The organism is Sporosarcina sp. FSL K6-1508, from assembly GCF_038007465.1.
GTDB lineage: Bacteria > Bacillota > Bacilli > Bacillales_A > Planococcaceae > Sporosarcina > Sporosarcina psychrophila_B.
On sequence record NZ_JBBOXF010000001.1, the window covers coordinates 1631912 to 1657467 of the forward strand.

The 25556-nt window shown below is 41.0% G+C and carries 27 protein-coding genes; 21 read left to right on the forward strand and 6 right to left on the reverse strand.

Features of this window, described 5'->3' with window-relative positions; genetic code table 11:
* Positions 1 to 92 precede the first annotated feature (92 nt).
* Together MKZ11_RS08080 and MKZ11_RS08085 are read left to right on the forward strand one after the other, a co-directional pair.
* Entirely contained in the window at positions 93 to 1637 is a 1545-nt protein-coding gene (locus MKZ11_RS08080) for a bifunctional GNAT family N-acetyltransferase/carbon-nitrogen hydrolase family protein (protein ID WP_340793649.1), read from the forward strand.
* A gap of 71 nt (positions 1638 to 1708) precedes the next feature.
* Positions 1709 to 1846 carry a hypothetical protein gene (locus MKZ11_RS08085; RefSeq protein WP_340793652.1) on the forward strand — a complete coding sequence of 46 codons (138 nt, stop codon included), beginning with the start codon at positions 1709 to 1711 and terminating at the stop codon, positions 1844 to 1846.
* 82 nt (positions 1847 to 1928) lie between these two features.
* Here the strand turns inward: MKZ11_RS08085 and rsgA are convergent, their stop codons facing one another.
* Positions 1929 to 3008 (reverse strand): ribosome small subunit-dependent GTPase A, encoded by a 1080-nt coding sequence (gene rsgA, locus MKZ11_RS08090; protein ID WP_445327033.1) that lies wholly within the window; start codon positions 3006 to 3008, stop codon positions 1929 to 1931.
* Between the two features lie 403 nt (positions 3009 to 3411).
* Complete coding sequence (locus MKZ11_RS08095; protein ID WP_340793656.1) at positions 3412 to 4731, reverse strand: hemolysin family protein; 1320 nt, start codon at positions 4729 to 4731, stop codon at positions 3412 to 3414.
* Positions 4732 to 4924: 193 nt separating this feature from the next.
* Here MKZ11_RS08095 and chrA point away from each other — a divergent pair, with 193 nt between their 5' ends.
* The 5 genes from chrA to MKZ11_RS08120 all read left to right on the forward strand — a co-directional run bounded on the left by chrA (position 4925) and on the right by MKZ11_RS08120 (position 12264).
* A complete protein-coding gene (gene chrA / locus MKZ11_RS08100) occupies positions 4925 to 6097 on the forward strand; it encodes a chromate efflux transporter (protein ID WP_340796949.1) in 1173 nt (390 codons plus the stop codon).
* A gap of 424 nt (positions 6098 to 6521) precedes the next feature.
* Positions 6522 to 8261: an ABC transporter ATP-binding protein gene (locus tag MKZ11_RS08105; RefSeq protein WP_340793659.1), complete on the forward strand. Its 1740-nt coding sequence runs from the start codon at positions 6522 to 6524 to the stop codon at positions 8259 to 8261.
* A 2-nt stretch (positions 8262 to 8263) separates the two neighbouring features.
* On the forward strand, positions 8264 to 10021 hold the full coding sequence (locus MKZ11_RS08110) for an ABC transporter ATP-binding protein (RefSeq protein WP_340793661.1): 1758 nt from the start codon (positions 8264 to 8266) through the stop codon (positions 10019 to 10021).
* A 675-nt stretch (positions 10022 to 10696) separates the two neighbouring features.
* Complete coding sequence (locus tag MKZ11_RS08115; RefSeq protein ID WP_445327034.1) at positions 10697 to 11968, forward strand: MFS transporter; 1272 nt, start codon at positions 10697 to 10699, stop codon at positions 11966 to 11968.
* A gap of 53 nt (positions 11969 to 12021) precedes the next feature.
* Complete coding sequence (locus tag MKZ11_RS08120) at positions 12022 to 12264, forward strand: hypothetical protein (RefSeq protein ID WP_340793665.1); 243 nt, start codon at positions 12022 to 12024, stop codon at positions 12262 to 12264.
* A 281-nt stretch (positions 12265 to 12545) separates the two neighbouring features.
* On the opposite strand, the gene MKZ11_RS08125 is transcribed toward MKZ11_RS08120, so the two are convergent.
* Positions 12546 to 12698: a hypothetical protein gene (locus tag MKZ11_RS08125; protein WP_340793667.1), complete on the reverse strand. Its 153-nt coding sequence runs from the start codon at positions 12696 to 12698 to the stop codon at positions 12546 to 12548.
* Positions 12699 to 12750: 52 nt separating this feature from the next.
* Positions 12751 to 12954 (reverse strand): YheE family protein, encoded by a 204-nt coding sequence (locus MKZ11_RS08130; RefSeq protein ID WP_340793669.1) that lies wholly within the window; start codon positions 12952 to 12954, stop codon positions 12751 to 12753.
* A gap of 70 nt (positions 12955 to 13024) precedes the next feature.
* Between MKZ11_RS08130 and MKZ11_RS08135 the strand changes: the two genes are divergently transcribed.
* The 5 genes from MKZ11_RS08135 to MKZ11_RS08155 all read left to right on the forward strand — a co-directional run bounded on the left by MKZ11_RS08135 (position 13025) and on the right by MKZ11_RS08155 (position 17630).
* Complete coding sequence (locus MKZ11_RS08135; RefSeq protein WP_340793670.1) at positions 13025 to 13414, forward strand: ferritin-like domain-containing protein; 390 nt, start codon at positions 13025 to 13027, stop codon at positions 13412 to 13414.
* A gap of 102 nt (positions 13415 to 13516) precedes the next feature.
* A complete protein-coding gene (locus MKZ11_RS08140; protein WP_340793672.1) occupies positions 13517 to 14638 on the forward strand; it encodes a DUF445 domain-containing protein in 1122 nt (373 codons plus the stop codon).
* Positions 14639 to 14649: 11 nt separating this feature from the next.
* Positions 14650 to 14997, forward strand: coding sequence for a YlbF family regulator (locus tag MKZ11_RS08145; RefSeq protein WP_340793674.1), 348 nt, complete (start codon positions 14650 to 14652; stop codon positions 14995 to 14997).
* A gap of 113 nt (positions 14998 to 15110) precedes the next feature.
* Complete coding sequence (locus MKZ11_RS08150) at positions 15111 to 16622, forward strand: coproporphyrinogen III oxidase (RefSeq protein WP_340793676.1); 1512 nt, start codon at positions 15111 to 15113, stop codon at positions 16620 to 16622.
* Between the two features lie 228 nt (positions 16623 to 16850).
* Positions 16851 to 17630 (forward strand): enoyl-CoA hydratase, encoded by a 780-nt coding sequence (locus MKZ11_RS08155; RefSeq protein WP_340793678.1) that lies wholly within the window; start codon positions 16851 to 16853, stop codon positions 17628 to 17630.
* Positions 17631 to 17932: 302 nt separating this feature from the next.
* On the opposite strand, the gene mgsA is transcribed toward MKZ11_RS08155, so the two are convergent.
* Together mgsA and MKZ11_RS08165 are read right to left on the reverse strand one after the other, a co-directional pair.
* A complete protein-coding gene (gene mgsA, locus MKZ11_RS08160) occupies positions 17933 to 18337 on the reverse strand; it encodes a methylglyoxal synthase (protein WP_340793681.1) in 405 nt (134 codons plus the stop codon).
* Positions 18338 to 19312: 975 nt separating this feature from the next.
* A complete protein-coding gene (locus MKZ11_RS08165) occupies positions 19313 to 19498 on the reverse strand; it encodes a YhzD family protein (protein WP_340793683.1) in 186 nt (61 codons plus the stop codon).
* 183 nt (positions 19499 to 19681) lie between these two features.
* Between MKZ11_RS08165 and MKZ11_RS08170 the strand changes: the two genes are divergently transcribed.
* The 9 genes from MKZ11_RS08170 to MKZ11_RS08210 all read left to right on the forward strand — a co-directional run bounded on the left by MKZ11_RS08170 (position 19682) and on the right by MKZ11_RS08210 (position 25464).
* Complete coding sequence (locus tag MKZ11_RS08170) at positions 19682 to 19879, forward strand: helix-turn-helix transcriptional regulator (RefSeq protein WP_318616716.1); 198 nt, start codon at positions 19682 to 19684, stop codon at positions 19877 to 19879.
* Positions 19880 to 19881: 2 nt separating this feature from the next.
* Complete coding sequence (locus tag MKZ11_RS08175; protein ID WP_340793685.1) at positions 19882 to 20193, forward strand: DUF3796 domain-containing protein; 312 nt, start codon at positions 19882 to 19884, stop codon at positions 20191 to 20193.
* A 63-nt stretch (positions 20194 to 20256) separates the two neighbouring features.
* The gene (locus MKZ11_RS08180) at positions 20257 to 21156 is read left to right on the forward strand and encodes an ABC transporter ATP-binding protein (RefSeq protein ID WP_340793687.1); all 900 of its coding nucleotides are present in this window, start codon (positions 20257 to 20259) and stop codon (positions 21154 to 21156) included.
* Complete coding sequence (locus MKZ11_RS08185; protein ID WP_340793689.1) at positions 21149 to 22414, forward strand: ABC transporter permease; 1266 nt, start codon at positions 21149 to 21151, stop codon at positions 22412 to 22414. Before MKZ11_RS08180 ends, MKZ11_RS08185 begins: the two co-directional genes overlap by 8 nt.
* 484 nt (positions 22415 to 22898) lie before the next feature.
* Positions 22899 to 23441: a DUF3267 domain-containing protein gene (locus MKZ11_RS08190; protein ID WP_340793691.1), complete on the forward strand. Its 543-nt coding sequence runs from the start codon at positions 22899 to 22901 to the stop codon at positions 23439 to 23441.
* Between the two features lie 423 nt (positions 23442 to 23864).
* Positions 23865 to 24290, forward strand: coding sequence for a hypothetical protein (locus MKZ11_RS08195; protein ID WP_340793694.1), 426 nt, complete (start codon positions 23865 to 23867; stop codon positions 24288 to 24290).
* Positions 24291 to 24468: 178 nt separating this feature from the next.
* On the forward strand, positions 24469 to 24648 hold the full coding sequence (locus MKZ11_RS08200; RefSeq protein WP_340793696.1) for a hypothetical protein: 180 nt from the start codon (positions 24469 to 24471) through the stop codon (positions 24646 to 24648).
* A 106-nt stretch (positions 24649 to 24754) separates the two neighbouring features.
* The gene (locus MKZ11_RS08205) at positions 24755 to 24973 is read left to right on the forward strand and encodes a hypothetical protein (protein WP_340793698.1); all 219 of its coding nucleotides are present in this window, start codon (positions 24755 to 24757) and stop codon (positions 24971 to 24973) included.
* 113 nt (positions 24974 to 25086) lie between these two features.
* Entirely contained in the window at positions 25087 to 25464 is a 378-nt protein-coding gene (locus MKZ11_RS08210) for a peptidylprolyl isomerase (RefSeq protein WP_340793701.1), read from the forward strand.
* Positions 25465 to 25556 lie beyond the last annotated feature (92 nt).

The following is a 25556-nucleotide window of genomic DNA, read 5'->3' on the forward strand; positions in this document are numbered from 1 at the left end:
TATAGGGTTTCTCAGTAAGCAAGTAAAATATTATTAACTGTAGAGACACTAGGATATAATGAAGAGAAACAGGTTTGGAAGAGGTGTTTTAAATGAGTGAAGAATTTGATTTGTCTACGTTTGAAATAAGTATGGTCATCCGTCAGATGAAATTTGAAGATATAAAGAGACTTTTAAATATGCAGGAACTATGTTTTCCAGGCATGGAACCATGGGAAGAGAGTCATTTGAAAAGTCATTTGGAGATTTTCCCGGAAGGACAGCTCGTTGCAGAGCTGGACGGGGAAATCATAGGTTCATGTTCAAGTCTCATCATCAACTTCGATGAGTACGATGACCGCCATACCTGGGATGATGTAACGGATGAGGGATATATAACAAACCACAATCCCGACGGCTATAATATGTATGGCATTGAAGTGATGGTGCACCCCGAGTACCGACGCATGAAAGTCGGGCAACGATTGTACGAAGCGCGTAAAGAACTTGCAAGAGAGCTCAATTTGAAGTCGATTATCCTTGGCGGACGGATTCCGAACTACCATAAATTCGCCGAAGAAATGTCGCCGCGTGAATATGTAGATTCTGTGTCGCGTCATAAAATCTATGATCCTGTACTAACATTCCAGCTGATGAATGATTTCACGTTGATGCGTGTTAATCCAAACTATCTGCCGGATGACAAAGCGTCGAAGAAATATGCAACACTTATGGAATGGAACAACGTTGATTATAAACCGGTGACGAAGCGCCATTTCAAGACAAGTTATCCTGTACGAATTTGTGTCGTCCAGTACTTGATGCGCAAAATTTCATCGTTCGAAGATATGGCTCATCAGTGCGAATACTTCGTTGACGTCGCATCCGATGCTAACTCTGATTTCGTCGTCTTCCCGGAAATATTCACGACACAGCTCATGTCATTTATGGATGAAATATCACCGAGCCAGGCAGTTCGTAAAATGACCGAATATACACCGCAATATATCGAGCTGTTCATGAATCTTGCTGTGCGTTACAACGTGAATATTATCGGCGGTTCCCATTTCGTCGAGGAAGAGGATGAAGAAATCTATAACATCTCCTATTTGTTCCGCCGAGATGGTTCGATTGAAAAACAGTATAAAATTCATATCACGCCAAACGAACGGAAATGGTGGGGGATCAGTGCTGGAGATGCAGTCCGTGTGTTTGATACAGACTGTGGGAAAATTGCAATTCAAATTTGCTATGATATTGAATTCCCGGAATTGGCACGTATCGCGACAGATGCGGGTGCCAATATTATCTTCACACCGTTTTGTACGGAAGACCGCCAAGGCTATTTACGCGTTCGTTATTGTGCGCAAGCCCGCGCAGTCGAAAATCAAATTTACACAGTTATTTCTGGCACGGTCGGTAACTTGCCACAGACGGAAAATATGGACATTCAATATGCCCAATCGGCAATATTCGCTCCATCCGATTTTGAATTCGCTAGGGACGGTATTGTCGGTGAAACGAATGCTAACTTGGAAATGGTTCTTATCGGAGACGTCGACCTTGAGATTCTGCGTCGCCAACGACAGGATGGAACCGTGAAGCAACTGAAAGATCGTCGTCATGATGTGTACCATATCGAGTATAAGAAGGATTGATAGAGGAGAGCTGTCAGGTATACCGGGATATCCGGTGTACTTGGCAGTTCTTTTATGTTTAAAGTAAAATCTTGATCAAACACAAATACCATCCGTATGGATGGTATTTTGGTGATAAGGTGATTCATAGCGGTGATAAACCTGTAGAGGACGGTGATAAAGTGAACCATAACGGTGATAACCTTGTCGAACGCGGTGATAACGATTAATAAGCCAACAAAAAAGGGCTGTTCCTTTAGTCGAATGTTTATCGACGAAAGGAACAGCTCCTCTCATAAAACGCTTTTCATCTTATTTCTTCTTCGAAGGATGATTCCGCATACTTTTCGTTATCTTTTTCCACTTATTCCGTTCTTGGGCTTTGGCGGCGGAATCCATTTTCCGTTCGAGGAAGGCCAACTCTTTTTGGAGTTTCAGATAACTTGCATAGCGGTCTTCAGGTAAAGCACCACTCGAAAGTGCTTCCTGAATTGCACAGCCCGGTTCATTGTTATGTTGACAGTCATTGAACTTACAAGCATCCGCAAATGTTTCTACGTCTTTAAAACCGGAGTCTAGGCTTTCGCTGTTATCCCAGAGTTGAAACTCTCTCATCCCGGGCGTATCGATAAGCACTCCTCCGCCAGGAATTTTTACAAGTTCACGGTGTGTCGTTGTATGGCGGCCTTTATCGTCATCATCACGGATATCTTGCACAACCATTGTTTCACCACCACAAATGGCGTTTGTTAGAGAGGATTTCCCTACACCCGAAGAACCTAATAACGCCGCTGTTTTCCCGTCTGTTAACAGCGCAGTCAGTTCGTCAATGCCTTCTCCCGTGACGTTGCTTACTGCATAGACATCAGCACCCATTGCAATAGTCCGAGCTTCTTCAATATAGTGGGAAGGATCATCGCATACATCTTTCTTTGTCAACACGACGACGGGACTTGCACCAGAGTCATAGGCGGCAACCAGATAGCGTTCTAATCGTCTTGCGTTAAAATCTTTATTCATAGACATGACAAGAAAAACAATATCAATGTTTACTGCAATAATCTGTTCGGCAATTGCCAATCCGGCCGTTTTTCTTGAGAATAGGGAAGTTCGCGGTAAAATGGCATGGATGATTCCTCGTTCTTCACCGGGCATTTTCTCTATTGCCACCCAATCGCCGACAGCGGGGAAGTCCCGCCGTTCATCCGCTTCATATTGCATAGTACCCGAACAAACAGATAGCCATTCACCTTGGGAAGTGACGACTCGGTACATCTTTTTATGTTCCAGCGTAACACGCCCAGGGATGTACTTCTTCATTTTTAATCCATCTATAAAATTATTCCAATTTGCTTCATGGGATGTATTCCAACCGTACTCATTTAAATTAATCAATTTATATTCCTCCTGTTATGTGCGTACTAGAAAAGCGCAAGGCGCCTGAAGCTAGATAATAAAAAAAACCGTGAGTCCTGATCGGACACCACGGCTTTCACGCGCATAACAGAATAAACATGCTTAGGATAAAAGCACGGCAGGTGAAAGTATGGGTCCGATCGAGTTGACAATAGGTACAATGATAATAGCCATAAAACTTCACCTGCTTTCTGTAAGTTGAATTAATAATAACATCATAAGAGAAAAGAGTCAATATAGATTTTTCGACCTACTCTAATTACTCGCTTCATGGTAAGTAACGCGATATAGGAAGTTAACAATAGAACGAGCGACTAAGACAACACAATGGACAAAAAGAGCAGCCTCCTATTTTTTTAGGGGCTGCTCTTTGGTAGGATTATATCGACAATTCCAACGTATCGTCAGTATTTTCCTTTTCATTTTTTACAACTTCTAGGTAAAGGATATGATGACCGTCCACATCTTTCACCATGAATTCAAAACCTTGTTCAATAATCTTTTCACCTTGAATTGCTTCGAAGCGCTGAGTCATGAACCAACCGCCGATTGTATCGATATCTTCTTCGTTAATCGATATCCCTAGAATGTCATTGACATTTTCGATTCGCATCTTGGCATCGAAAATATAATGATTTTCACCGAGGTTTTGGATTTCAGGAATTTCATTCATATCGAATTCATCTTGAATGTCACCGACGATTTCTTCTAAAATATCTTCAATAGTTACAAGACCAGAAGTACCTCCATATTCATCCATCAGGATAGCCATATGAATTCGTTCCCGCTGGATTTTGAGAAGAAGATCACCGATGGGCATTGTCTCAATGACATGTATAACTGGCTGCATATAGTTGGTGACCGGCTGAAAACCGGCTGTATCTGGATCTTTAATGAACGCTGTCAGTAGGTTTTTCATATTGACAAGACCGATGATATGATCTTTATCGCCATCTGTGACAGGGTAGCGCGTATATTGTTCAACACCCATCACTTCGAACACTTCACGTAGTGTCATGTCTTTTTCAATGGTTATCATTTCTGTCCGGGGGGCCATGATTTCCTTGGCGATCCGATCGTCAAATTCAAAAATCTTGTTCACGTATTTATATTCGGCTTGGTTGATTTCACCGCTTTTTAAACTGTCCGATAAAATCATTCGAAGTTCTTCTTCTGTATGGGCGACTTCTGATTCAGACATTGATTTGTATCCGAAAAGTTTAATGAGTAATTGGGCAGAACCATTCATTCCTTTAATGATCGGGTAAGCGATTCGATAAAAGATAATAAGTGGTCTCGAAAAACTCAATGTAATTTCTTCCGCTTTTTGTATTGCAATCGATTTTGGAGCCAATTCACCGACAACTACATGTAAAAATGTGACGATTGAAAAAGCAATAATGTAGGAAATGATGCTTGAAGTACTAGCAGAAATATTTAAACTTCCCCAAAGAGGTGCTAGCATAAGTTTAACAGTTGGTTCCCCTAGCATCCCGAGTCCAAGAGCGGTAATGGTAATACCCAATTGGCATGCGGATAAGTACTCGTCCAGGTTACCGACCACTTTTCTCGCAACGACCGCACGCGGATTACCTTCCGCGATAAGTTGGTCAATCCGTGTTGTTCTGATCTTCACAATTGCAAATTCACTCGCGACAAAAAATGCGGTGAGGGCGATCAAGACAGCAAATGCTGTCAATCGTATGGCAATTTCCAAATAATTACTTTGTTCCTAACCCAGATGAGGGGGAGAACAAAGTGTACACCTCCTATAGTAGTAAAATCGTTAGTTAAGTCTATGATAATTTATTTACAAGAAAAAAACAAATAGATACTCTCGTGTATTGTATGCTGATAGGAACGACGGTAAAGGAGGCTATACGGAAAAAGATATGAGAAAGTACGTGGAAATTCTTCAAGCATCAATGAAATTGGGGGTAACGTCGTTCGGCGGACCCGCGGCGCATATTGGTTATTTCAGAGATGAATATGTAAAAAAGAGGCAATGGTTGGACGATAAAGTGTATGCGGATCTCGTTGCGCTGTGTCAATTTCTTCCGGGTCCTGCAAGTTCCCAAGTTGGAATTGCAATTGGCCTAATGCGCGGTGGAATGCTTGGCGGAATATTATCGTGGATTGGTTTTACAATGCCGTCTGTCTTATTACTAATGGGGTTTGCTTGGCTTACCTCATCGACAGGTTCTTTTGACAGCGGTTGGATCAAGGGACTAAAAATTGTGGCGGTTGCAGTAGTCGCCCATGCACTTATAGGAATGGGGAAGTCCCTGACCCCAGATAGACAACGAATTACGATTGCGATGGTTGCTGCAATTTTGACGCTTATAATCCCGACCGCAATCGGACAAATCGCAGTCATAGTCGGCGCAGGCTTAACGGGGTATCTGATATACCGAAAAGAACAAACTCTAAAACCGGTTCCTATCCCGCTTACATTTGGAAAACGGACTGGAATTATAGCGTGGAGTATCTTTTTTGTGTTGCTTATTGGAATTCCGCTTATAAGGCCATTTGTGCAATCTACGTTATTTGCGATATTCGACATTTTTTATCGCGTTGGTTCGATAGTCTTTGGTGGTGGTCATGTCGTATTGCCGATGCTAGAACGTGAAGTCGTTCCACTGGGGTGGATGGATACTGAAACGTTTATAGCAGGGTACGGGGCGGCGCAGGCGGTCCCAGGTCCGCTATTCACACTTGCGGGATACATAGGACAGGTAATGGATGGACCGTGGGGTGCTGCAGTTGCGGTGTTGGCGATGTTCTTCCCGTCTTTCTTGCTTGTTGTTGGGACTCTTCCATTCTGGTCGGCAATCCGTTCGAAGTCAGCAATCCAGGCAATGCTAAAAGGGGTGAATGCGGCGGTTGTTGGTATCTTACTTGCAGCATTATACAATCCCGTATTCATAAACTCGATTGGCAGCGCATATGATTTTGCAGTCGCAATTATTGCATTCACTTTGCTCTTCTTCTATAAATGGTCGCCATGGCTCGTTGTTATGGTAACGGGATTAATTGGAGCGACCCTTCATTTCTTTGGATTGTGAATTGAGAATGTTTTCAAAAAGTATTGACTTATCGAAAATGGTAATGGTAATCTGTTAATAGTTAGATACTCGAAATAGAAAAGGAGGTACGGACATGAAAAAAGTTAACACATCTCTTTCTCAAAAAAAAATCATGATGAAACCGTACCTATCCGCATACTAGTTGTTTTTGACTAAATAAATACGGAGTGGCGCGTTATGCCGTTCCTTTTTTATGAGCACACGCTTATGTTAAGAGGCGTGTGCTCTTTTTTGTTTTTTTATTGTTAGAAAAGTCGGTGTTTCCACGCATTGCGTGTTGCATAATAAGTCGGAAAAGGAGTGTTGGCTATGCTGATCATCAAACAGCAAAGAAAACTATTGGAAAAGGAATCTCTCGAAAGCGGATAGCTGTAAGAGAATAGGGAAGAAGGTTGATTGAATTATGTTTTCGGTATTATTTAAATTAAAGTGGTTTTTTAAAGAGAATCGTAAAAGGTACACGGTTGCACTCATTCTGCTAATGGTGACGAATATTCTTGTCATTCTTCCACCATGGCTGATTGGGCAGGCAATAGATTCAATTTATACGCAGACGTTGACAGCGAGATTGCTGGTCATCTTTCTCGGATCGATGTTGTTGATCATGCTATTCAATTATGCAAGTAACTACGTTTGGCAATATCAGTTGTTTGGTGGAGCTTATGTCATCGAGCGACAATTACGGGGAAAGCTCATGAAACACTTTTTGAGGATGACTCCGACGTTTTATGAAAAAAATAAGACGGGCGACTTGATGGCTAGGTCGACCAATGACTTACGGGCGATATCAGAGACTGCAGGTTTCGGCATTATGACGCTTGTCGATTCGACGCTCTATTTACTGACACTTGTGTTGACGATGGGTTTTCTTGTGTCGTGGAAATTAACGCTTGTAGCGATTTTACCACTTCCAATTTTGGCGTTCATCATGCAAGTGTTAGGGAAGAAAATTCACGAAAGATATATGACAGCACAGCAAGCGTTCGGTGATTTAAATGATAATGTTTTGGAAGCGGTCGCCGGTGTACGGGTTGTTCGTGCATACGTACAGGAACGCGCGACTGAAAAAGGGTTTGCTGATATGACAGAAGACGTCTATCAGAAAAACATGCATGTCGAAAAAATTGATGCATTGTTCATGCCAATTTCCAAAATATTGACAGGACTTACGTATATGATCGGGCTCGGTTACGGTGCTTACCTTGTCTCTATAGAGGATATGACACTTGGGAATCTCGTTACCTTCAATGTCTATCTCGGGATGATTGTTTGGCCGATGTTTGCAATCGGTGAACTGATCAATGTCCTTCAGCGTGGGAATGCATCGCTCGACCGTGTAACGGAGACCCTTGATTATGAAGAAGATGTGAAAGATCCTGAGCAGCCTGTCAGCGTTGACCAACCTGATAGTGTTGGTTTCCAAAACGTTACATTTACGTATCCATTGTCACATTCAGTTAATTTGGATGCTATTAAACTTCATTTGAATCGTGGCGATACGCTCGGTATTGTAGGGAAAACGGGCAGTGGGAAAACGACTTTCGTTAAACAGCTACTACGTGAATATCCGTCAGGAGAAGGAGAAATTGTCTTCTCGGGAGTTCCTCTGCAGTCTATGACGAAGAACCAAGTTAGAGAATGGATTGGTTATGTCCCACAAGACCATGTACTGTTTTCACGTTCGGTCAGAGATAATATCTTATTTGGACGACCGGATGCAACTGAAGTGGATATTGCGGAAACGATTCGTTTATCTTATTTTGAGAAGGATCTTGAAATGCTTCCTGAAGGACTAGATACGCTTGTTGGAGAGAAGGGTGTTGCGTTATCGGGAGGTCAGAAACAACGGATATCAATTGCGCGTGCGCTCGTTAAAAATCCTGAGATTCTAATTTTAGATGATTCACTTTCTGCAGTCGATGCAAAAACGGAAGCAAAAATCATAGAAAACATCCAAGCGGAACGTTCAGGAAAAACAACGATTATTACAACACATCGTTTGTCTGCGATTCAGCATGCGGACTGGATTATTGTTCTTGACGATGGCAGTGTGATTGAAGAAGGAACACATGAGGATCTGCTTGGAATGAACGGCTGGTACAAAGAGCAATTCGACCGCCAACAGATTGGGGAGGTTGAATAATCATGAGTACTGGAAAACGATTGGTGAACTACGCATTAGACTATAAAAAATTGATACTTACAGGCCTTATCCTTCTAGGATTTGCTGTGGCGGCGGATCTAATGGGACCGATGATTGCTAAGAAAATCATTGATGATCATATTGCAGGGGCTCCTGGCGGGGGAATTGATTTTAACCCGATTGCCAAACTGTTAGCCATCTTTTTTGGGCTTGCTATTGTTACTGCAATTATGAGGTATTTTCAGTATTTATTGATGCAAAAAGCGGCTAACCGTATTATCCAAAAGATGCGAAACGATTTATATGAACATATACAGACATTGCCAATCCGTTATTTCGATAATCTGCCAGCCGGCAAAGTTGTCGCGCGGATTACCAATGACACGGAAGCAATTCGAAACTTATATGTGACAGTGGTTTCGCAGTTCGCTGTGAGTGGGATGTATATTATTGGGATTTTCATTGCGATGTTTATTTTGGATCCTAAAATGGGAGCAATCACGTTATTTGTCCTGCCTATCTTATATGTATGGATGAAGACATACAGGAAATTTGCTTCAAAGGTGAACCATGTCATCCGTGGAAAAGTTAGTGATATGAATGCAATGATCAACGAATCAATCAATGGGATGACGATTATTCAAGCATTTCGTCGCGAGGACCAAATGGAAGAGGAATTCCGTGAATTGAATGACGAACATTTCCGCTATCAGAACAAGTTATTGAAAGTGGAGGCGGCGACGTCACACAATCTGGTTGATGTTATTCGATCATTAACATTCGTTTTCTTTATCTGGTATTTTGGTGGCGCATCGATGTCTGCCACAAGTGTTATTTCGGTAGGGATGCTCTACGCATTCGTTGACTACATTACACGGTTGTTCAATCCGGTAACAGGTATCGTCAACCAGTTTGCCAATCTAGAGCATTCACTTGTTGCAGCGGAGCGCGTATTCAACTTGCTGGATCGTGAAGGCGAACCTGTGAGCGATGATAAAATCGCACGTTATAGCGGAAATGTCCGTTTTGAAAAAGTATGGTTCGCCTATAATGATGAGGAATATGTCTTGAAAGATCTAACGTTTGGAGCGAAACAGGGAGAGACGGTTGCCCTTGTCGGCCATACAGGATCGGGGAAAAGTTCGATTATGAACTTGCTGTTCCGTTTTTATGATTCCTCAAAAGGTAAGATTACGATTGACGGCATGGACATTAGTAAAATGCCGCGCCAGACAGTTCGCGATCATATGGGCATTGTCCTGCAAGACCCATATTTGTTTAGCGGAACAGTCGAATCTAATATTAGCTTAGGTGACTCGCGGATTTCACGTGAAAAAGTGCAACATTCGCTTGATGCAGTCGGTGGAGAACGAGTTTTGAAGCATATGCCTAAAGGAATTGACGAGGAAGTTGTAGAGAAAGGGAGCACACTCTCTTCTGGACAGCGCCAACTTATTTCATTCGCACGTGCGCTTGCGTTTGACCCGGCCATTCTCATTTTGGATGAAGCGACTTCAAATATTGATACTGAAACTGAAGAAATTATACAGCATGCGATGGATGTACTGAAAAAAGGGCGCACAACATTCATTATTGCCCATCGGCTTTCTACTATTAAAAATGCGGATCGTATTTTAGTATTAGACCGCGGAGAGATTGTCGAACAAGGTGCACATGATGAATTGCTTGAACTTGACGGGCAGTATGCGCAAATGTATAAATTACAGGCGGGAACTACGGGTGTGCCGAAGGGTGAATGACTATAATATGGCGAAAGGGACTTCCATGAAAGTGGGAAGTTCCTTTTTCAGTAGCATGGTATTTTAGATAGAGAGTGAAGGTATAGATTTTCATCGAAACCGCTTCGGCTACCTCTGTAAGGCGTCTGCGATTAAATTCCGCTTAGATATAAAACCAATCCCCAATATAGCGTGTCAGTTATTGATAGCACACACCGGTTAGTGTGATTCGCAATAAAGTATTCAGCGGAGATTCATGGACATTAGGGATTCATTTCAACTCGCTTCGGCGACCCCTGTAAGGCGCCTGCGCTCGAATTACACAAGGATGTAAATGGTTTCCAATAAAGTGTACCAGTTATTGATACCACACAGGGGTAGGGTGAGTCACACTAAAGTATTCACTAGGGGGTTCTTAAATATTAGAAATCCTTTTAAACTCACTTCGCCAATTTGTATACTTTGTAACGATAAATTATATACCATCTATATTTCTCGGAAGAACCAGTGGGAGGCATCGACAAAGCGCCGCAGCGGATTTGAAGTGAATCTTTAGTGCCTTTATGTTCCTTATAAATGTTTAGTGTGTTCTTAGTTAATTGGCAACTGACACAGAGTATTTAGGCTATTGAAAAACTATTCAGAAAGACGTATATTTAGAGTGACGAAGTATTATTTGTGGAAAGTTGGAATGTCATGGGGAAATGGTTTGCGGATTGGAAGACGAAAATTTCTTCATTCAATAAAAATGTCAGGTTGTTCATGCTCGCGAATGTGCTCATCCAAATAGGGATGGGTGTATTTATGGTGATGTACAATCTCTATATAAAAGAACTTGGCATGTCGGAAACGATCAATGGAAAAGTCATATCTATGACGGCGCTGGCGTCGGCAATCATGCTCGTCCCAGCTGGTTTTTTAAGTGATAAGTTCGGCAGGAAGTGGATGATTGTCGGCGGTGCGGTTTTCGGAGGAATGACATTATTTTACCGAAGTGTTGCTGTGGCAGAGACGCCGATTATTTACGCTGCATTTCTAACTGGCCTGTTCATGGCATTTGTTCAAGTCTCGGGCGTCCCATTCCTTGCAGAAAATTCTGCTCCAGCTGAACGTGTTCACATGTTCAGTATTCATTTTGCATTAATGACAGTGGCGAATGTTATCGGCAGTTTGCTGGGTGGCGTTATTGCAGACGTACTAGAAGTTGTCTTATCACTGGATGCTGCCGCAGCAATTCGCTGGGCGTTATTGACTGGGGCAACTATTTTCATAATCGGTTTGCTTCCCTTATTTAAACTTCAAAACAAGCTTCCTGAAATGCTGCAGGAGAAGAAAACGTTCGTCGAACCTGAAGAGGAAGAGATTGAGACAGTCGACAACGGCTTTAGGAGAAATATCATTCTGATTTTCCACTTCTCATTCGCGAGTTTGTTGATTGGATTCGGTTCTGGCCTCGTTGTCCCGTACTTGAATCTATATTTCTCAAACCGATTCGATGCTTCGAACGCTTATATCGGTTTGATTTTATCACTCGGATCGGCGATGACGGCTGTTGCCATGCTCATCGGTCCAGCTCTAGTTAAAAGGGTCGGAAAAGTGAAAGCACTTATCCTATTCCAAATGTTATCGATTCCGTTTTTACTATTAACAGCCTATACAACATCACTTTTGCTTGCTTCACTTGGATTCCTTATGCGTCAGGCGCTTATGAATGCTGGAAATCCGATTCAAAGCGCTATCGCGATGGAAATTGTGGCAGACAAATACAAAGGGCTTGCCAACTCTGTGAACCAAACTGTTTTTAATATTGGATGGGCTACCATGGGTCCTATAGCTGCGGGACTTGTTATGGCAAGCGGTTCGTATTGGGGATATGCCTACGCATTCACAATCACAGCGGGTCTCTATATCGTTTCGTCCACTTACTATTATTTTATCTTTGGCAGAAGAAAGTTGTCACAGGGCTAAACTAATCGGAAGAGTCAGACGAGTGGTATAGTGAGTGTAAAGGGGGGTGTATGATGACCGTTATCATTATAGCTGTTGTTGCCATCGCATTGGGACTCGGAGGTATGTTGTTAATCGGTTTTGCAATTTACAAAACTGTTTTTAATAAGAAGCATTTCGATAAAAAAGAACCGGGCAATATGTTTACACCTTATGACGATATGACAAGAGGAACAAATGACACAAACCGCAGCAAATATTTGGATGAAGATACTAGGCACAGGATAGGTATAGAAGAAACTAAAAATAATGAATAACAAAACTCCCTGCACATTGTATGCAGGGAGTTTTGTTGAAGAATAGGAAAGTATAAGTTTTTCAACCTGGAGCAGTGTCTAGCTCCAGCACCTAGCCCCTCAGGTCATAAGCAATCCAGCTGTGTGGCAAAGACCGCCACGTCGTGCCTGCAAGGATGCAGGTATGCAGTGGGGAGGGATTGAACTTCATCCCTCCTTGTTGCGACAGGACGTCGCGATCTTAGACTGCCTTCATTTATCGACTTATGCCTTTCGGGTCTACCAAGGCGCTTGCGCTTTTCTTATTCACCACGTCTGGCTTGTGTTTCTTTCCAAGCATTTTGTTCTTCTGGTACTCGGCTCTTATCTTCAAAGACATTTTCGGTTTTCTGATCTTGCACTTTTAATTGTTCTTTTTCCTTACGCAACTCTTCAGGGGATTTTTCTTTACTCATACTGCGCCTCCTCTTTCGTCATGGAGCGTAGTATTCCCGACATTATTGCAATTCAATCGTAGACGTGGAAAATCATCAGTTCATGAATCATCTTTTTTAAATTTTCTTCTTCAGGCGGCGTTTCACCGGTCCAAACGATAGTACCTTCAGGTAAATAATCTCCGGTATATCTTGTGTTCCGAAAGAAAAATGAGAATGTCCATCCAGGTAATTGCGTATTGTCAAACATCGGTTTAAAACTGAAATGCTGTAGCATATAATAGCTCCTCTCATAAGACGCTACCCGACCGCATAATATCAAGAAAAGAAAGCGAAAGGGTGCTGACTTGTTTGTTGATAAATTAAAGCAGGCCATCGAAGACGAGTACAAGGATTATTATTTTTATAAATCCATGCATGGCATGACGAATGATCCGCTTTGGCAAGACTTCCTCAAACATATGTATGAAGATGAAAAAAGCCATTATGAAATGTTTCAACAGCTCTATTATATGATGACGGGAACATTTGTACAAAACCCAAAGAAACCGTTGCCTTGTTATAACTTAAAAGAATGTGTACAAAGGGCATTGCTAGATGAGCTTGAGTCAGTTGAAATGTATAAGGAGATGTTGCTGACCGTTCCATTCCAACAAGCGTATAATCCACTTTTTATCGCGATGCACGATGAAATGGAGCATGCAATTCGTATGTCAACAATGTACAATGCACTATGATAAGTCTTTGGATTTTTCCGTTCTGTTTAGTTCTGTTATAATTAGAACCTAACGATACGGAAAAAGGTGAAGAAATTGGGTTTTTTATGGACATTGTTATTCATGGCCTTTATCGGAGCATTAATCGGAGGACTTACAAATCATCTGGCGATTAAAATGCTGTTCAGGCCGCATGAAGCGAAATATATTGGGAAATGGCGGTTGCCCTTCACTCCGGGGTTAATCCCAAAAAGGCGCGATGAACTGGCAATGCAACTTGGCAAGACAGTAACAAATTATTTATTGACGCCGGAAACGTTCCGGAAGAAACTACTGACACCTGACATGGAGAAGAAAGCAGAAGATTTCCTTCAGCACAAACTTGAACAACATATCCTTCTCTCTGATAAAACGTTGAATAACTGGCTCGATACGGCCGGCATAACAAACGTTGCAGGGAAAGCAGAACGGAAAGTGTTGGAAGTACTCGATACCCAGCTTAACGCCGTTCGTGCAAAGCTGACGACGGGATCGGTAGAAGAGGTGCTACCGCAAAAGTGGCGGGTAGAAGCAGCAGGACGCATTCCGGATGTTACAACTTATATTTTAGGCAGGTCGGAACAATACTTTGAATCAGATGAAGGAAAAGCAATGTTCCGCAAAATGATTGATGATTTCCTAGCAACAAAAGGAACACTCGGAAATATGGTAAACATGTTTTTTGGAGAATCAGAATCGCTTGTCAGCAAAGTGCAACGTGAAGCATTAAAGTTTGTTGCGGCGCCAGGTACTTTCAATCTCGTGAATACAATTATTTTAAATGAGTGGGAAAAGCTTCAAAAACGTCCTATCGAGGAGCTGATTTCTGGGTTTGATTGGGATGGACTGTTTGAATCAGTCAAATCGTATGCAAAAAAAGAACTTGTTTTGGAAGAACGTCTAAATAAGACAATCCAAGATTATTGGCCTGCAGGGGTGGAATGGACAGCTGTCAATGTGACACCGTCGTTAACTAGCTTTGCTTTTAATCAGGCAGAAAAACAATTGGAAATATCGCTCCGTAAACTGAAATTAGATGATATGGTTAGAGAGCAAGTTGACACGTTTCCGGTGGCGATACTGGAAGACCTCGTGCTGGGCATTTCAAAGCGTGAGTTCAAAATGATAACCGTACTGGGTGCATTTCTCGGCGGTTTAATTGGAATCATTCAAGGACTTATTGTCTTTGCAACAAACTTATCTTAGGGGGATTTTAAATGACAGTGAATATTTACGACGATTTGAACAAATTGGAAACGACATTCCGAAATACAGCAGAATTTTTGGAAGTACAGCAAGCAGTGGAAGAAGTGAAAGCAGACAACGAAGCACTCGAGTTGTTTAAGAGCTTCCGTAAAATCCAGTTAAGCCTTCAAGAAAAACAGATGCAGGGTGAAGAACCGGTCGCTGATGAACTTGAATACGCTCAAAAAACTGCACAACTTGCACAGCAAAATCCTAAAATTATGAAAATGCTCGAAGCGGAAATGAAACTGAGCGGCTTGATAGAAGAAGTAAACCGTGTCCTTATGAAGCCCGTACAACAATTATATGAATCCATCTAAAACCGGCCTAGGCCGGTTTTTCTTCATCATTCACTGTGTGAATTTGTTATAATGATTTCATGTTCTACTAAAGAAATAATTTTGGTTTTATTAATAGAAAGTTGGTATTCACAATGCAAAAAATCGTCATGAAAGAAAACTTTGAACAGGGTTGGATCAGGATGTTTACACATCTTGCAAACCTTTTCTTCGAACAATCAAAAATAGTCGCGGAGGACGAAGAGGGTGCGATACAGGCAAACTTAACGCTGGAGCGGACTGCTGATGGACAACTTGTCGGGAATGCAATTCTGAAGTGGGACGGTGAGGAATATTCTGCTAAGTTTTCTGAGATAGAAGAAACTGACGATGAAAAAGTGATTACCCGTCAGTTAAAGCGGATTTATTCACATGTCTTTCTTGAAACACTTGAACAGGCAACGGGGATGCATCAGTCATGGGGGATTCTGACTGGGATTCGTCCCATGAAGCTGTACCACAAATACCGCCGCGAAGGGCACACCTCTGAAGAGGCTCAGCAACTGCTAATGGAACGTCATCGACTTTCGAGTGAAAAAAGTGAGTTGCTTGCAAAAATTGCAAATGTGCAATTACGGACAGTACCTGATTTACATGAGTTGAAAAATGAAGTGAGCATTTATATCGGTATCCCATTTTGTCCAACGAAATGTGCTTATTGTACATTCCCTGCGTATGCAATTCATAGAAAAAACGGTCGGGTCGAGTCATTCTTAGACGGATTGCATGATGAAATCCGTGAAATGGGGAAATGGCTGACAGAGCGTGATATGACGATTACAACAATTTATTTCGGCGGAGGAACTCCGACATCAATTGAAGCGGAAGAAATGGATGCATTATATGAAACGATGTACGCTTCATTCCCAAACATGGACAAAGTTAGAGAAATAACGGTGGAAGCGGGTCGTCCTGACACAATTACGCCTGCTAAAATCGATGTGCTGAAAAAATGGGGCATCGACCGGATCAGTGTCAATCCCCAATCGTATACAGATGAGACACTGAAAGCAATCGGACGTCATCACACAGTTCAAGAAACTGTCGATAAGTTTTGGCTGTCCCGCAATATGGGCATGAAAAATATTAATATGGATCTCATTATTGGTTTACCGAATGAAGGAATGGATGAATTCAAGCATTCACTTGCAGAGACAGAAAAGATGCAACCTGAATCGCTAACAGTTCATACGTTGTCATTCAAACGGGCATCTGAAATGACCCGCAATAAAGACAAATATAAAGTGGCAAATCGTGAAACTGTCGAGCAAATGATGAAACTCGGAGAAGAATGGAACGCTGCGAATGGCTATGAACCGTATTATTTGTATCGCCAAAAGAATATTTTAGGAAACTTGGAAAACGTCGGCTACGCTAAGCCCGGTGAAGAAAGTATCTACAACATCATTATTATGGAAGAAGTACAAACAATCATTGGCGTTGGATGTGGAGCTTCGAGTAAGTTTATCGATCCTGAAACTGGGAAAATTACACAGTTCTATAATCCGAAAGATCCTGCCGCCTATATACTGACGTATGAAGATTCAATCGTGAAGAAACTCGCTCATCTCGATGCGATTTTTCCAGAGACAGTAAGAAAAGCGTAAGCGCCTTGATAGACCCGAAAAGCGCTGGCCGACTAAATTCGCCACGTCCTCCTGTCGCAACAGCTGCATGACCCACTTCATGTGGGTCCAGGGGCTAGGCGCTGGAGCTAGACAATACTTTAGATTGAAAAACGTATACTTTCTTATCATTTAAATAAAGGGTTTATTGAAAAAACACCGAATCTAAGAAGTGAATGGTAATTCATTTCTTAAAAGGGGTGTTTTTTTATGTATACAACTGTCGAATTAAAAAAAGAGGGTCGTCTTGCACGCCTTACATTGAATAGACCAGCTTCAATGAATGCTATGGACGATGTGATGATGAAGGAACTTGCGGACGTCTTTGAAGAGTTAAAAGGCGATATGACTGTGCAAGTGCTGCTAATTCAGGGAGCCGGCCGTGCATTTTCTGCGGGCGGGGATATAAAAGCAATGGTTGACCCAAATAGCCCATTGGATATTGGAAAAGTGATGGTAGACGTATGCCGTCTTGCAAAAGCACTTTATACATTGCCCCAAGTCACGATTGCTGTTGTCCATGGCGCGGCTGCAGGACTTGGATTTAGTCTCGTACTTGGCTGTGATCACATTATTGCAGAAGAAGAGAGTAAACTTGCGATGAACTTCATCGGCATCGGTCTAATCCCAGACGGGGCAGGTCACTTCTTCTTGAAAGAGCGCGTTGGTGTACCCCAAGCGAAAAGTCTTATTTGGTCTGGAAAAGTGATGAATGGTCAAGAAGCACTTGAAAAAGGACTAATTGATGAAGTTGTAGGGGAAGGGAAAAGCACTGAACGGGCTGAGCTGTTCGCTCATAAACTGCTGGCCTCGCCGATTGCAGCAATGATTGCATCGAAGAACATTCTGCACGCGCAGAAAACAAAGGAATTGGAAAGTGTGTTGGAACTGGAAACCGAAGCACAAGTGGCGATGCGGAAAACGGCAGATCATTTGGAAGGCATTCAAGCATTTGTCGGGAAACGCAAGCCGGAGTTTACGGGGAAATGATTTTACGATAATATGGACACCGATTTAGGAAGTAGGTTGATCACATCTTGCTAAACCGGTGTCTTTTATCCAAAAATGTGGGGGAAAGAAGAAATGATTATGTGTGGTAGATATATAACGAGTACAACAGATGAATAGCTTATGAATCAATAAACAAGCAGGCTTGATATGGAAGTCAACTATTTGATCCAACGTTTCCAGTCTAATGCAGCTTACATAAATAAAAATTACCAAGCATGCATCCGTTGAATAACCGGGTCTGTGCTTGGTGATTTTTATTTTTATTTTATTTTTAAGCGCTCTTACTTATATTTATCAATCATTTCACGCCATGAAAAATAACCTTCTTCAACAGCGCGGACTAAAAGCTCGGCTGTTGCAATATTCGTGGCAAGAGGGATACCGTAGACATCGCAAAGACGTAATAAGGCACTGACGTCCGGTTCATGGGGTTGAGCAGTTAATGGATCACGGAAAAAGATGATTAAATCCAACTCGCCAGTTGCAATCATAGCACCAATTTGCTGATCCCCGCCTAAAGGGCCTGAATTAAGTCTTTCAATTGATAGTTCAGTCTCCTCCATAATTCTTTTTCCAGTTGTCCCCGTTGCAAATAACGTATGTTTTGAAAAGATAGTTTCATAAGCAATCGTGAAATTCACCATTTCATTTTTCTTTTCATCATGTGCAATTAATGCGATTTTCATTTTAGACACCTCATTTAGTTTAGGATGTACGATAACTATATTTGTTGAACTAATAAATACAGCGTATGCGCTTTAAAAGTGCTTTTGGGAGGCCGCTGAAAAAGTTCCAATACTTGGTGGGAATTAGAAGTACTACCAATACCGCTTCGCCGCTTTGTGGATGCCTCCCGCGATAAGCCAGAAAGGAGATCGCTTTCAGTCTTATCGCTCCGGCTACCACGAAGACGCGCCTTCGCTGGATGGTCTATTTAAGAAAGCTCATTTCGTTATCAGGGATGAGGCCTACAACCTGGAGTGCCATAAATCGATCGAATGTGTTCAACGAATGTCTCCATATTTGGAGTGAATTAGAAATCCTGCTAATACCGCTTCGCCGCTTTGTGGATGCCTCCCGCGATAAGCCAGAAAGGAGATCGCTTTCAGTCTTATCGCTCCGGCTACCACGAAGACGCGCCTTCGCTGGATAGTCTTATGTGAGAAAGCGCATTTCATTAGCTGTGATGAAATCTGCAACCTGGCGTGCGTCTTTCTTGAATCTAATTATATATGTTGAAATACTGAATCCGGTGTATAAACTAAGTGAAGGCGCCTTAACAGGGGTAGCCGAAGCCATAAGACTGGCGGCGAAGCTGCTTGGCTTATGGCGGGAGGCATCCCCTAGCGCCGTAGCGGTTCAATGGAATCCTTTATGTCAATTTATATAGTATCAAATAGTAATCACCTTATAATCTCAGCATATACATCTCAAAATTACATTTCTCTCTCTAATGAACCCCAAAGCGCCAAGCGTTCTACAACCCACACCCCGAATTACAACTTACCCATTATTGAGCGCCCCAGCAGATTCAATGAGATTCTTTAATTCAACATAACTATTCGTATTGATTATCGCATGAAATCGATGGAAGCAAGTAATGATTGCTCCGATAGAAAAAGCACATTCAAGCGGTCCGAATCGCCTGTATGTGCTTTACCTCATGAATGGAACAATATTAATTTCCCAGCAGGGGATACGACACGATGTGTCTTTTCGAGAAGGCTTTTTTCCATAAGCATTGCTTGGCCTTTTTCTTTTGCTGCGTCGTCTGTTTCAGCTGCAAATGTTTCTTCTGTAATTAAATGCCCTGTTGGTTCGAAGGCTGTCAATTTATATGTTCTCACATAATTCACCCTTTCCACTCTATTTCATTCATTATACTACGAGCGGCTTGAAAAGGAAATTTGTAAAGGTTGCTTGACATCTTGAATGTTGTAAAGTAACCTTTACGTAAAGCTACCTTTACTATTATCGGTGTTTAGACTCCGGGCGCCCTGCGCTTTTAATATGAAAGGGGGAGTATTGAACTGAATAACTTGATCAAAGAAATGCGAACTGAGATGGGATTAACTCAAGATGATCTGTCGGAGAAGCTAGAAGTTTCGAGGCAAACCATCATCTCACTTGAAAAAGGTAGATATAACCCATCACTTACTTTAGCGTTCAAACTTGCGAAGTTGTTCAATTGTCGCATTGAGGATATCTTTACACCGGAGGAGGAATGAAGATGCATGAGGATTTTGATTTACTGGCTTTCATGCTAGGTTTGCCCGCAGGACTTGCAGTAGCATTAACCGTGTGGTACTTCGTATGGAAAAAAGGGAAAAAGGAACGACGATATGACGAGCGCTATAAGAGGGTTCAGGAGCAAGCAAAGTCGTTATCCTGGGCAGTTACAGTGTTCGCTATTATTATTGCATGGGCCATTGTCATCATTGTTGAAGGACCGGGACTTTCCTTCTTTCTTTTCACTGCATTATATATAATTGCCATGGTTTCTTACGGAGTTGCATCCGCCATAGCAGATAAAAAGAATTAGTTTGAAACTTCAGTGTACGAGATACGTATAGTTAACAACGGGAAAGAAGAAAGGGGAAATACAATGTCATTGCTACTTGAAAATGTAACGAAACGGTTTGGAGACTTCACGGCGGTAGATGATTTGACGCTGTCAGTCGATAAAGGCACCATGTACGGATTTCTTGGAGCGAATGGTGCAGGCAAGACAACGACATTCCGAATGATTCTTGGTCTTCTAAATGCGAATGAAGGACGTATAACTTGGAATGGGAAACAGATTTCCTATGCGACGAGTCCTGAAATTGGCTATTTACCGGAAGAACGTGGTCTGTATCCTAAAATGAAAGTAGAAGAGCAGCTGGTTTTTCTGGCACAATTGCGCGGTATGAAAAAACTTGATGCAAAAGTGGCGATGAACAAATGGCTGGAACGAATGGAAATCACCCATTATGCCAATAAAAAGGTTGAAGAATTATCAAAAGGAAATCAGCAGAAAATCCAAGTAATTGCATCACTCATGCATAATCCACAACTGTTAATTCTAGATGAACCATTTTCAGGATTGGATCCGGTAAACGTTGAGATGTTGAAAGAGGCAATTCTTCAATTTCGTAATGATGGCGCAACCATCGTGTTCTCGAGCCACCGCATGGATCATGTAGAAGAATTATGCGAGCAACTAAGTATCATCGATAAAGGAAAGCAAATTGTAAGTGGCACACTACGCGATGTAAAACGTTCATTTGGCAAGCAGAATGTACGCATAAATTCGGATAATGATTTAGCGCATTTAGAAACAATTGCAGGTGTTACATCTGTACAAAAATCGATTGAAGGTGCGCTTTACCAAGTCGATTCTGAACAAGTTGCGAATGATTTACTGACAGCGGCGTTGAAATCAGGACCGATTCGCCATTTTGGGATTGAAGAGCCTTCGTTGCAAGATATTTTCATCGAAAAGGTGGGAAAACAGCATGCGTGAATTCATGATCATTTTTAAACAGGCATTTATGACAAAAGGGAAAACAAAATCGTTCATCATAACGACATCTATCATGATTTTGGCAGTTTTTCTTTTTGCGAACATGGAGAAAATCATTGATACCGTGAAAAATGCGACGGGCGGAGATAGTGATTCGGAGGAAGTGCTGCAGATACTCGATGAAAGCGGTATTCTTGCAGAGCGGTTGAAAATGCAACTCGAGGCGAATGAATCGGATGTTAAAGTAGAACCTTCCAGTAAATCGGAAAAGGAACTTACAAATCAAGTGAAAGAAGGAGAAATCGATTCATTCTTAACGCTTGCACTTGATGATACAAATACAATTCAAGCGAACTATGTCTCAATGAGTACTATGGAAATCACTCTTCCGACGATGTTGCAAGAGGCGCTTCAGTCAATTCAGACAGAAATGAAAGCAGATGAATTATCATTGTCTGGCGAACAAGTACAGACATTATTCGCACCCATTCAATTTGAACAGCAATCTGTATCTCTATCAGCGAAGTCTGAAGAAGAATTGAGTCAGGCACGCGGTCTTGTCTATGTACTCATGTTCCTCATCTACTTTGCAGTGATCGTCTATTCAAGCATGATTGCAACAGAAGTCGCGGCGGAAAAGTCATCTCGCGTGATGGAAATTCTTATTTCAAGTGTGTCGCCTGTTAAGCATATGTTTGCAAAAGTACTTGGCATTGGATCGCTTGGTCTGTTGCAAATGGCACTGCTAGGCTTGGCGGGATATATTGCCTTGAAGACGACAGGTTCTGAAATGGCGGATGGCTTCTTTTCCGTCTTCGGTTTTTCAAATATGAATGTAGGAACGCTGATCTATGCGCTCATTTTCTTCCTGTTGGGGTACTTCCTTTTTGCGACGCTGGCAGCTCTTTTAGGCTCACTTGTCAGCCGGACGGAAGATGTACAGCAGATCATCATGCCGATGACACTGCTGATCGTAGCTGGTTTCTTAATTGCTGCAACTGGACTCGGTAATCCGGAGATGGCATATCTCAAGTATGCTTCATTCTTCCCGTTCTTCGCACCGCTCGTCATGTTCTTGCGAGTCGGGATGCTCGACTTACCACTATGGGAGCCACTGTTGTCAATTGCGATTATGCTAGTGACGATTTTCATTCTTGGCTTCTTCGGTGCCCGTGTTTACCGCGGAGGGGTTCTCATGTACGGACCGTCCCGTTCGTTGAAAGATATTAAAAAAGCGATCCAGCTTGGAAAAGAATAAGTAAAGATGTAAAAAGACTCTGAATTAATTCTAACGGGTTCGGTTGCTGGGGAGAAAACATTAAATAACAATGTAATTGGAGACGAGATTCATATATGAATTAGCGTCTCCTTTTTTCTTGTTATATCAATGCTTTAATGGATTTAAAAAACTAATTGGCACATCAATTCACAGACTAATTCATGACACTACATAAACTTTTGCAGTGTTGTTAACGCTTCCGCTAAAAGCGTTACGAATTGACATACTAAAAGTAGTTCGTGAACTTATTTCTGGTAGGAAAATGGATTTTTTATGTTAATCTAAATGTAGATTGTAAAAGAATTGAGATTAATCTTAATTCAACAAACGGGCCAGATTGTAAACCACTTTCCGTAAAGAGATGGGTATGTAAAGTTAGAAAATTGTATTCTGTTTAATTACAGCTTTTACTCTTATTACTTAATCAAATATAAAGAAGCTGAGTTGGCAAAAAGACGGAGGGATGTTTATGATAATATGGTTTCGACACTTACCGCAAATAAGTATGGATTTGAAAAAGTGGATTCCTTTCATAAAGAATGATTGGTTCCGAAAAAACTATATGAATTTTGTTTATTTACTCCTGATATTAATCTTTTTAACATCTGTTTTTTTTAATGCATGGGCTAGTCCTATTAATACATTTCTACTCATTTTAATTGGTATCTTTGTCTTCATCATTCACGAATCTATTCATATTCTTGTGATACGTAATAAAGGGGATATTAGCTTAACATTTCATGGAGCATTTTTTTGGATAAACACAAATGCAATCTTATCCAAAACTAGGTTTTGGCTTTTTATGAGTCTACCCCTCATTGCATTATCCGTAATACCTGTTATTGTCTCATTTTTTGTATCGGGAAATATTAAATCAATTTTACTGTTTATAAGTTGGATAAATTTATTAATTTCTTCCTCTGATATCATAAATTCATTGTTAATTGCCATTAAGCCGAAAAAATCAGTATTTTGTAGAGGTTATTACCGAGTAGAAAAGAATTAGTAGGATTTCTACAATTATATGTGAAAATAGATTCGCACAAAATCAAATATTTCATTTTTTTAACTAACCAGTAGTTTTATCTCATTAACGCTACTCAACTAAAGGGCGCGTTTTTGTAGCAAGATAGATAATAGTCCTTATTCCATATAAGGGCCATATAACGGTAGAAGACCATTGTGCTAATGGGTGGGCTAGGCAGTTAAGAAGGCAAAATTATTAATTGGGGGGAAGATGAATTTAATAAAAAGAATGACAAATGAAAGTAATTTAATACATCATGTTCAGCTATAGGGCACTTTTGAAGTGCAACGTTATACCAGAATGGGGCCATTTTAATGAATTAGTTTTGCAACCTTCTCAAATGGGATTCGTTTAAATTTATGTAAAATTCAACTACTTTTAAGGTGAGAAGGGGATACCTGAGTGTCAAGAAGAAAAGCTATTATAATCGCCATTATCGCAATTACTTTGACTGTTATTCTAATTAGAGTATTTAAAAAGGATATATGGGATGTTAATGAAGAACTAATGAAACAAGAGGTACTGAATATCGGAAGTACTGTCGAGTCAGGGAGTTTATCCGATGTCACTCCATTTAAGTGGGATTTGGTGTATTCTTTCAACCCGTACACGTCAAAAGAAACAATTTACAAAACTGTGGGATATAAGTGGAATAGGATTAGTGAAACATTAAGTGAAAGTATGAATCAATTGGTTTTTATGAAAGACGGAAAAGTAGTTTGTTATTTATACGGCTATCCAGGAAATAATGGTTATGGGATTTATTTTAGAAACGGAAATGATACCAGTTCACTCAGGCTTCTGTACTCACTACCGATGATGATTTGACTTTTCAAGTTGTAAGACGGGAGAATATCATTTATTTAATAAAAAATGAATGACAGAAAATTAGTTCTTCACTAATAGGGCGCGATTACGGTATAGCGATATTCCAGAATCATGCAACTTAACAGATTATTGGCTAAATTACAATACGTTTAGGGAATGGAATATTAGGGGGGGTAAGATGAATAAATACAATAAAAACATTCTAGCTATAACGCTCATTACAATATTCTCTTTAATTTTAATGATAACGTGGCTAGACTTGGTTTTTGGGTACGCTCAGATTTTATTAATCATTGGTGCAGCTTATGCTGTTTATCTTAATGTTAAAGGATTTAAGGAAGAGCAAAGAGAAGCATAAATTTTAATACAAACGGACGCGATTGCTTTGTAAGCGATTGCGCCTATATCGTAATCGGGCCATTATGCGAAGTTAGGGAAGTGATGTGATGAAGTTTTTCAAGACAATGAATGAGAAGGAATCATTCAATTGGAAAAAGGGTGCTTTCTTCGGTTTTTATATTTATATGCTAATATCAGCGGCAAACTATTTTTATTATTTAGTAACCGAAAATAGTTTATTTTCTCCAGCCTTTATTTTTTGGGGTGGTCTATTAGGCGCCTTCATATTTGAATTTATTTTTAATCTTATAAATAAAAAACAATCCGAGGTCAACGCAAAGTGAATGGATAAGGGTGTTCCAGAAAAGGGCGCGATTCTGGTATGAAGGATCTGTGCCCATTCAGTGATTGGCCCAAATTGTTTAATTAATGGGAATTAGACGAGGGAGTGAAATAGGTGAAAAGGTTAGTTTTAACAATGTTTTTAGTTCTGACAACCTTATCCTTATCAGCATGTACACAGCAAAAGTTAAGCTTTGACGAGGTAGATAACGTTCCGGAAAAAGTAACAGAAGCAATAAATCATGACGAGCAACTTCAAGTGATTAACAGAAGCGGCAAAATATATTACATTGTTTTTCAATCTCAAAAAGATGTTGAAGCCAGCTTGGAATCGGTAGATAGGATAGCGCTTGTCAAGTTGGATGAAGTGGATTCGAAGGATAACGATGTAAGACAATATATATATTCTTTAACAATGGATCAATATCATGACACGATAGAAATTAAGGTTAATGGTGAATCCATGGCTCATCCAATGATTATTATAAAATAACGGATAGTTCCACTATTGGGTGCATTTCTTGAAGAAAGATCAGCGCTCAATTTTCATAAACGGGCCATTTTGCGGCATAGGAGGGGAATAGT

Bases quoted from the DNA above. Each gene is read 5' to 3' on its own strand.
- MKZ11_RS08080 (WP_340793649.1), top strand. From the start codon at position 93: ATGAGTGAAGAATTTGATTTGTCTACGTTTGAAATAAGTATGGTCATC.
- chrA (WP_340796949.1), top strand. From the start codon at position 4,925: ATGAGAAAGTACGTGGAAATTCTTCAAGCATCAATGAAATTGGGGGTA.
- MKZ11_RS08105 (WP_340793659.1), top strand. From the start codon at position 6,522: ATGTTTTCGGTATTATTTAAATTAAAGTGGTTTTTTAAAGAGAATCGT.
- MKZ11_RS08110 (WP_340793661.1), top strand. From the start codon at position 8,264: ATGAGTACTGGAAAACGATTGGTGAACTACGCATTAGACTATAAAAAA.
- MKZ11_RS08115 (WP_445327034.1), top strand. From the start codon at position 10,697: ATGGGGAAATGGTTTGCGGATTGGAAGACGAAAATTTCTTCATTCAAT.
- MKZ11_RS08120 (WP_340793665.1), top strand. From the start codon at position 12,022: ATGACCGTTATCATTATAGCTGTTGTTGCCATCGCATTGGGACTCGGA.
- MKZ11_RS08125 (WP_340793667.1), bottom strand. From the start codon at position 12,698: ATGAGTAAAGAAAAATCCCCTGAAGAGTTGCGTAAGGAAAAAGAACAA.
- MKZ11_RS08130 (WP_340793669.1), bottom strand. From the start codon at position 12,954: ATGCTACAGCATTTCAGTTTTAAACCGATGTTTGACAATACGCAATTA.
- MKZ11_RS08140 (WP_340793672.1), top strand. From the start codon at position 13,517: ATGGCCTTTATCGGAGCATTAATCGGAGGACTTACAAATCATCTGGCG.
- MKZ11_RS08145 (WP_340793674.1), top strand. From the start codon at position 14,650: ATGACAGTGAATATTTACGACGATTTGAACAAATTGGAAACGACATTC.
- MKZ11_RS08150 (WP_340793676.1), top strand. From the start codon at position 15,111: ATGCAAAAAATCGTCATGAAAGAAAACTTTGAACAGGGTTGGATCAGG.
- MKZ11_RS08155 (WP_340793678.1), top strand. From the start codon at position 16,851: ATGTATACAACTGTCGAATTAAAAAAAGAGGGTCGTCTTGCACGCCTT.
- mgsA (WP_340793681.1), bottom strand. From the start codon at position 18,337: ATGAAAATCGCATTAATTGCACATGATGAAAAGAAAAATGAAATGGTG.
- MKZ11_RS08175 (WP_340793685.1), top strand. From the start codon at position 19,882: ATGCATGAGGATTTTGATTTACTGGCTTTCATGCTAGGTTTGCCCGCA.
- MKZ11_RS08180 (WP_340793687.1), top strand. From the start codon at position 20,257: ATGTCATTGCTACTTGAAAATGTAACGAAACGGTTTGGAGACTTCACG.
- MKZ11_RS08185 (WP_340793689.1), top strand. From the start codon at position 21,149: ATGCGTGAATTCATGATCATTTTTAAACAGGCATTTATGACAAAAGGG.
- MKZ11_RS08190 (WP_340793691.1), top strand. From the start codon at position 22,899: ATGTTTATGATAATATGGTTTCGACACTTACCGCAAATAAGTATGGAT.
- MKZ11_RS08200 (WP_340793696.1), top strand. From the start codon at position 24,469: ATGAATAAATACAATAAAAACATTCTAGCTATAACGCTCATTACAATA.
- MKZ11_RS08205 (WP_340793698.1), top strand. From the start codon at position 24,755: ATGAATGAGAAGGAATCATTCAATTGGAAAAAGGGTGCTTTCTTCGGT.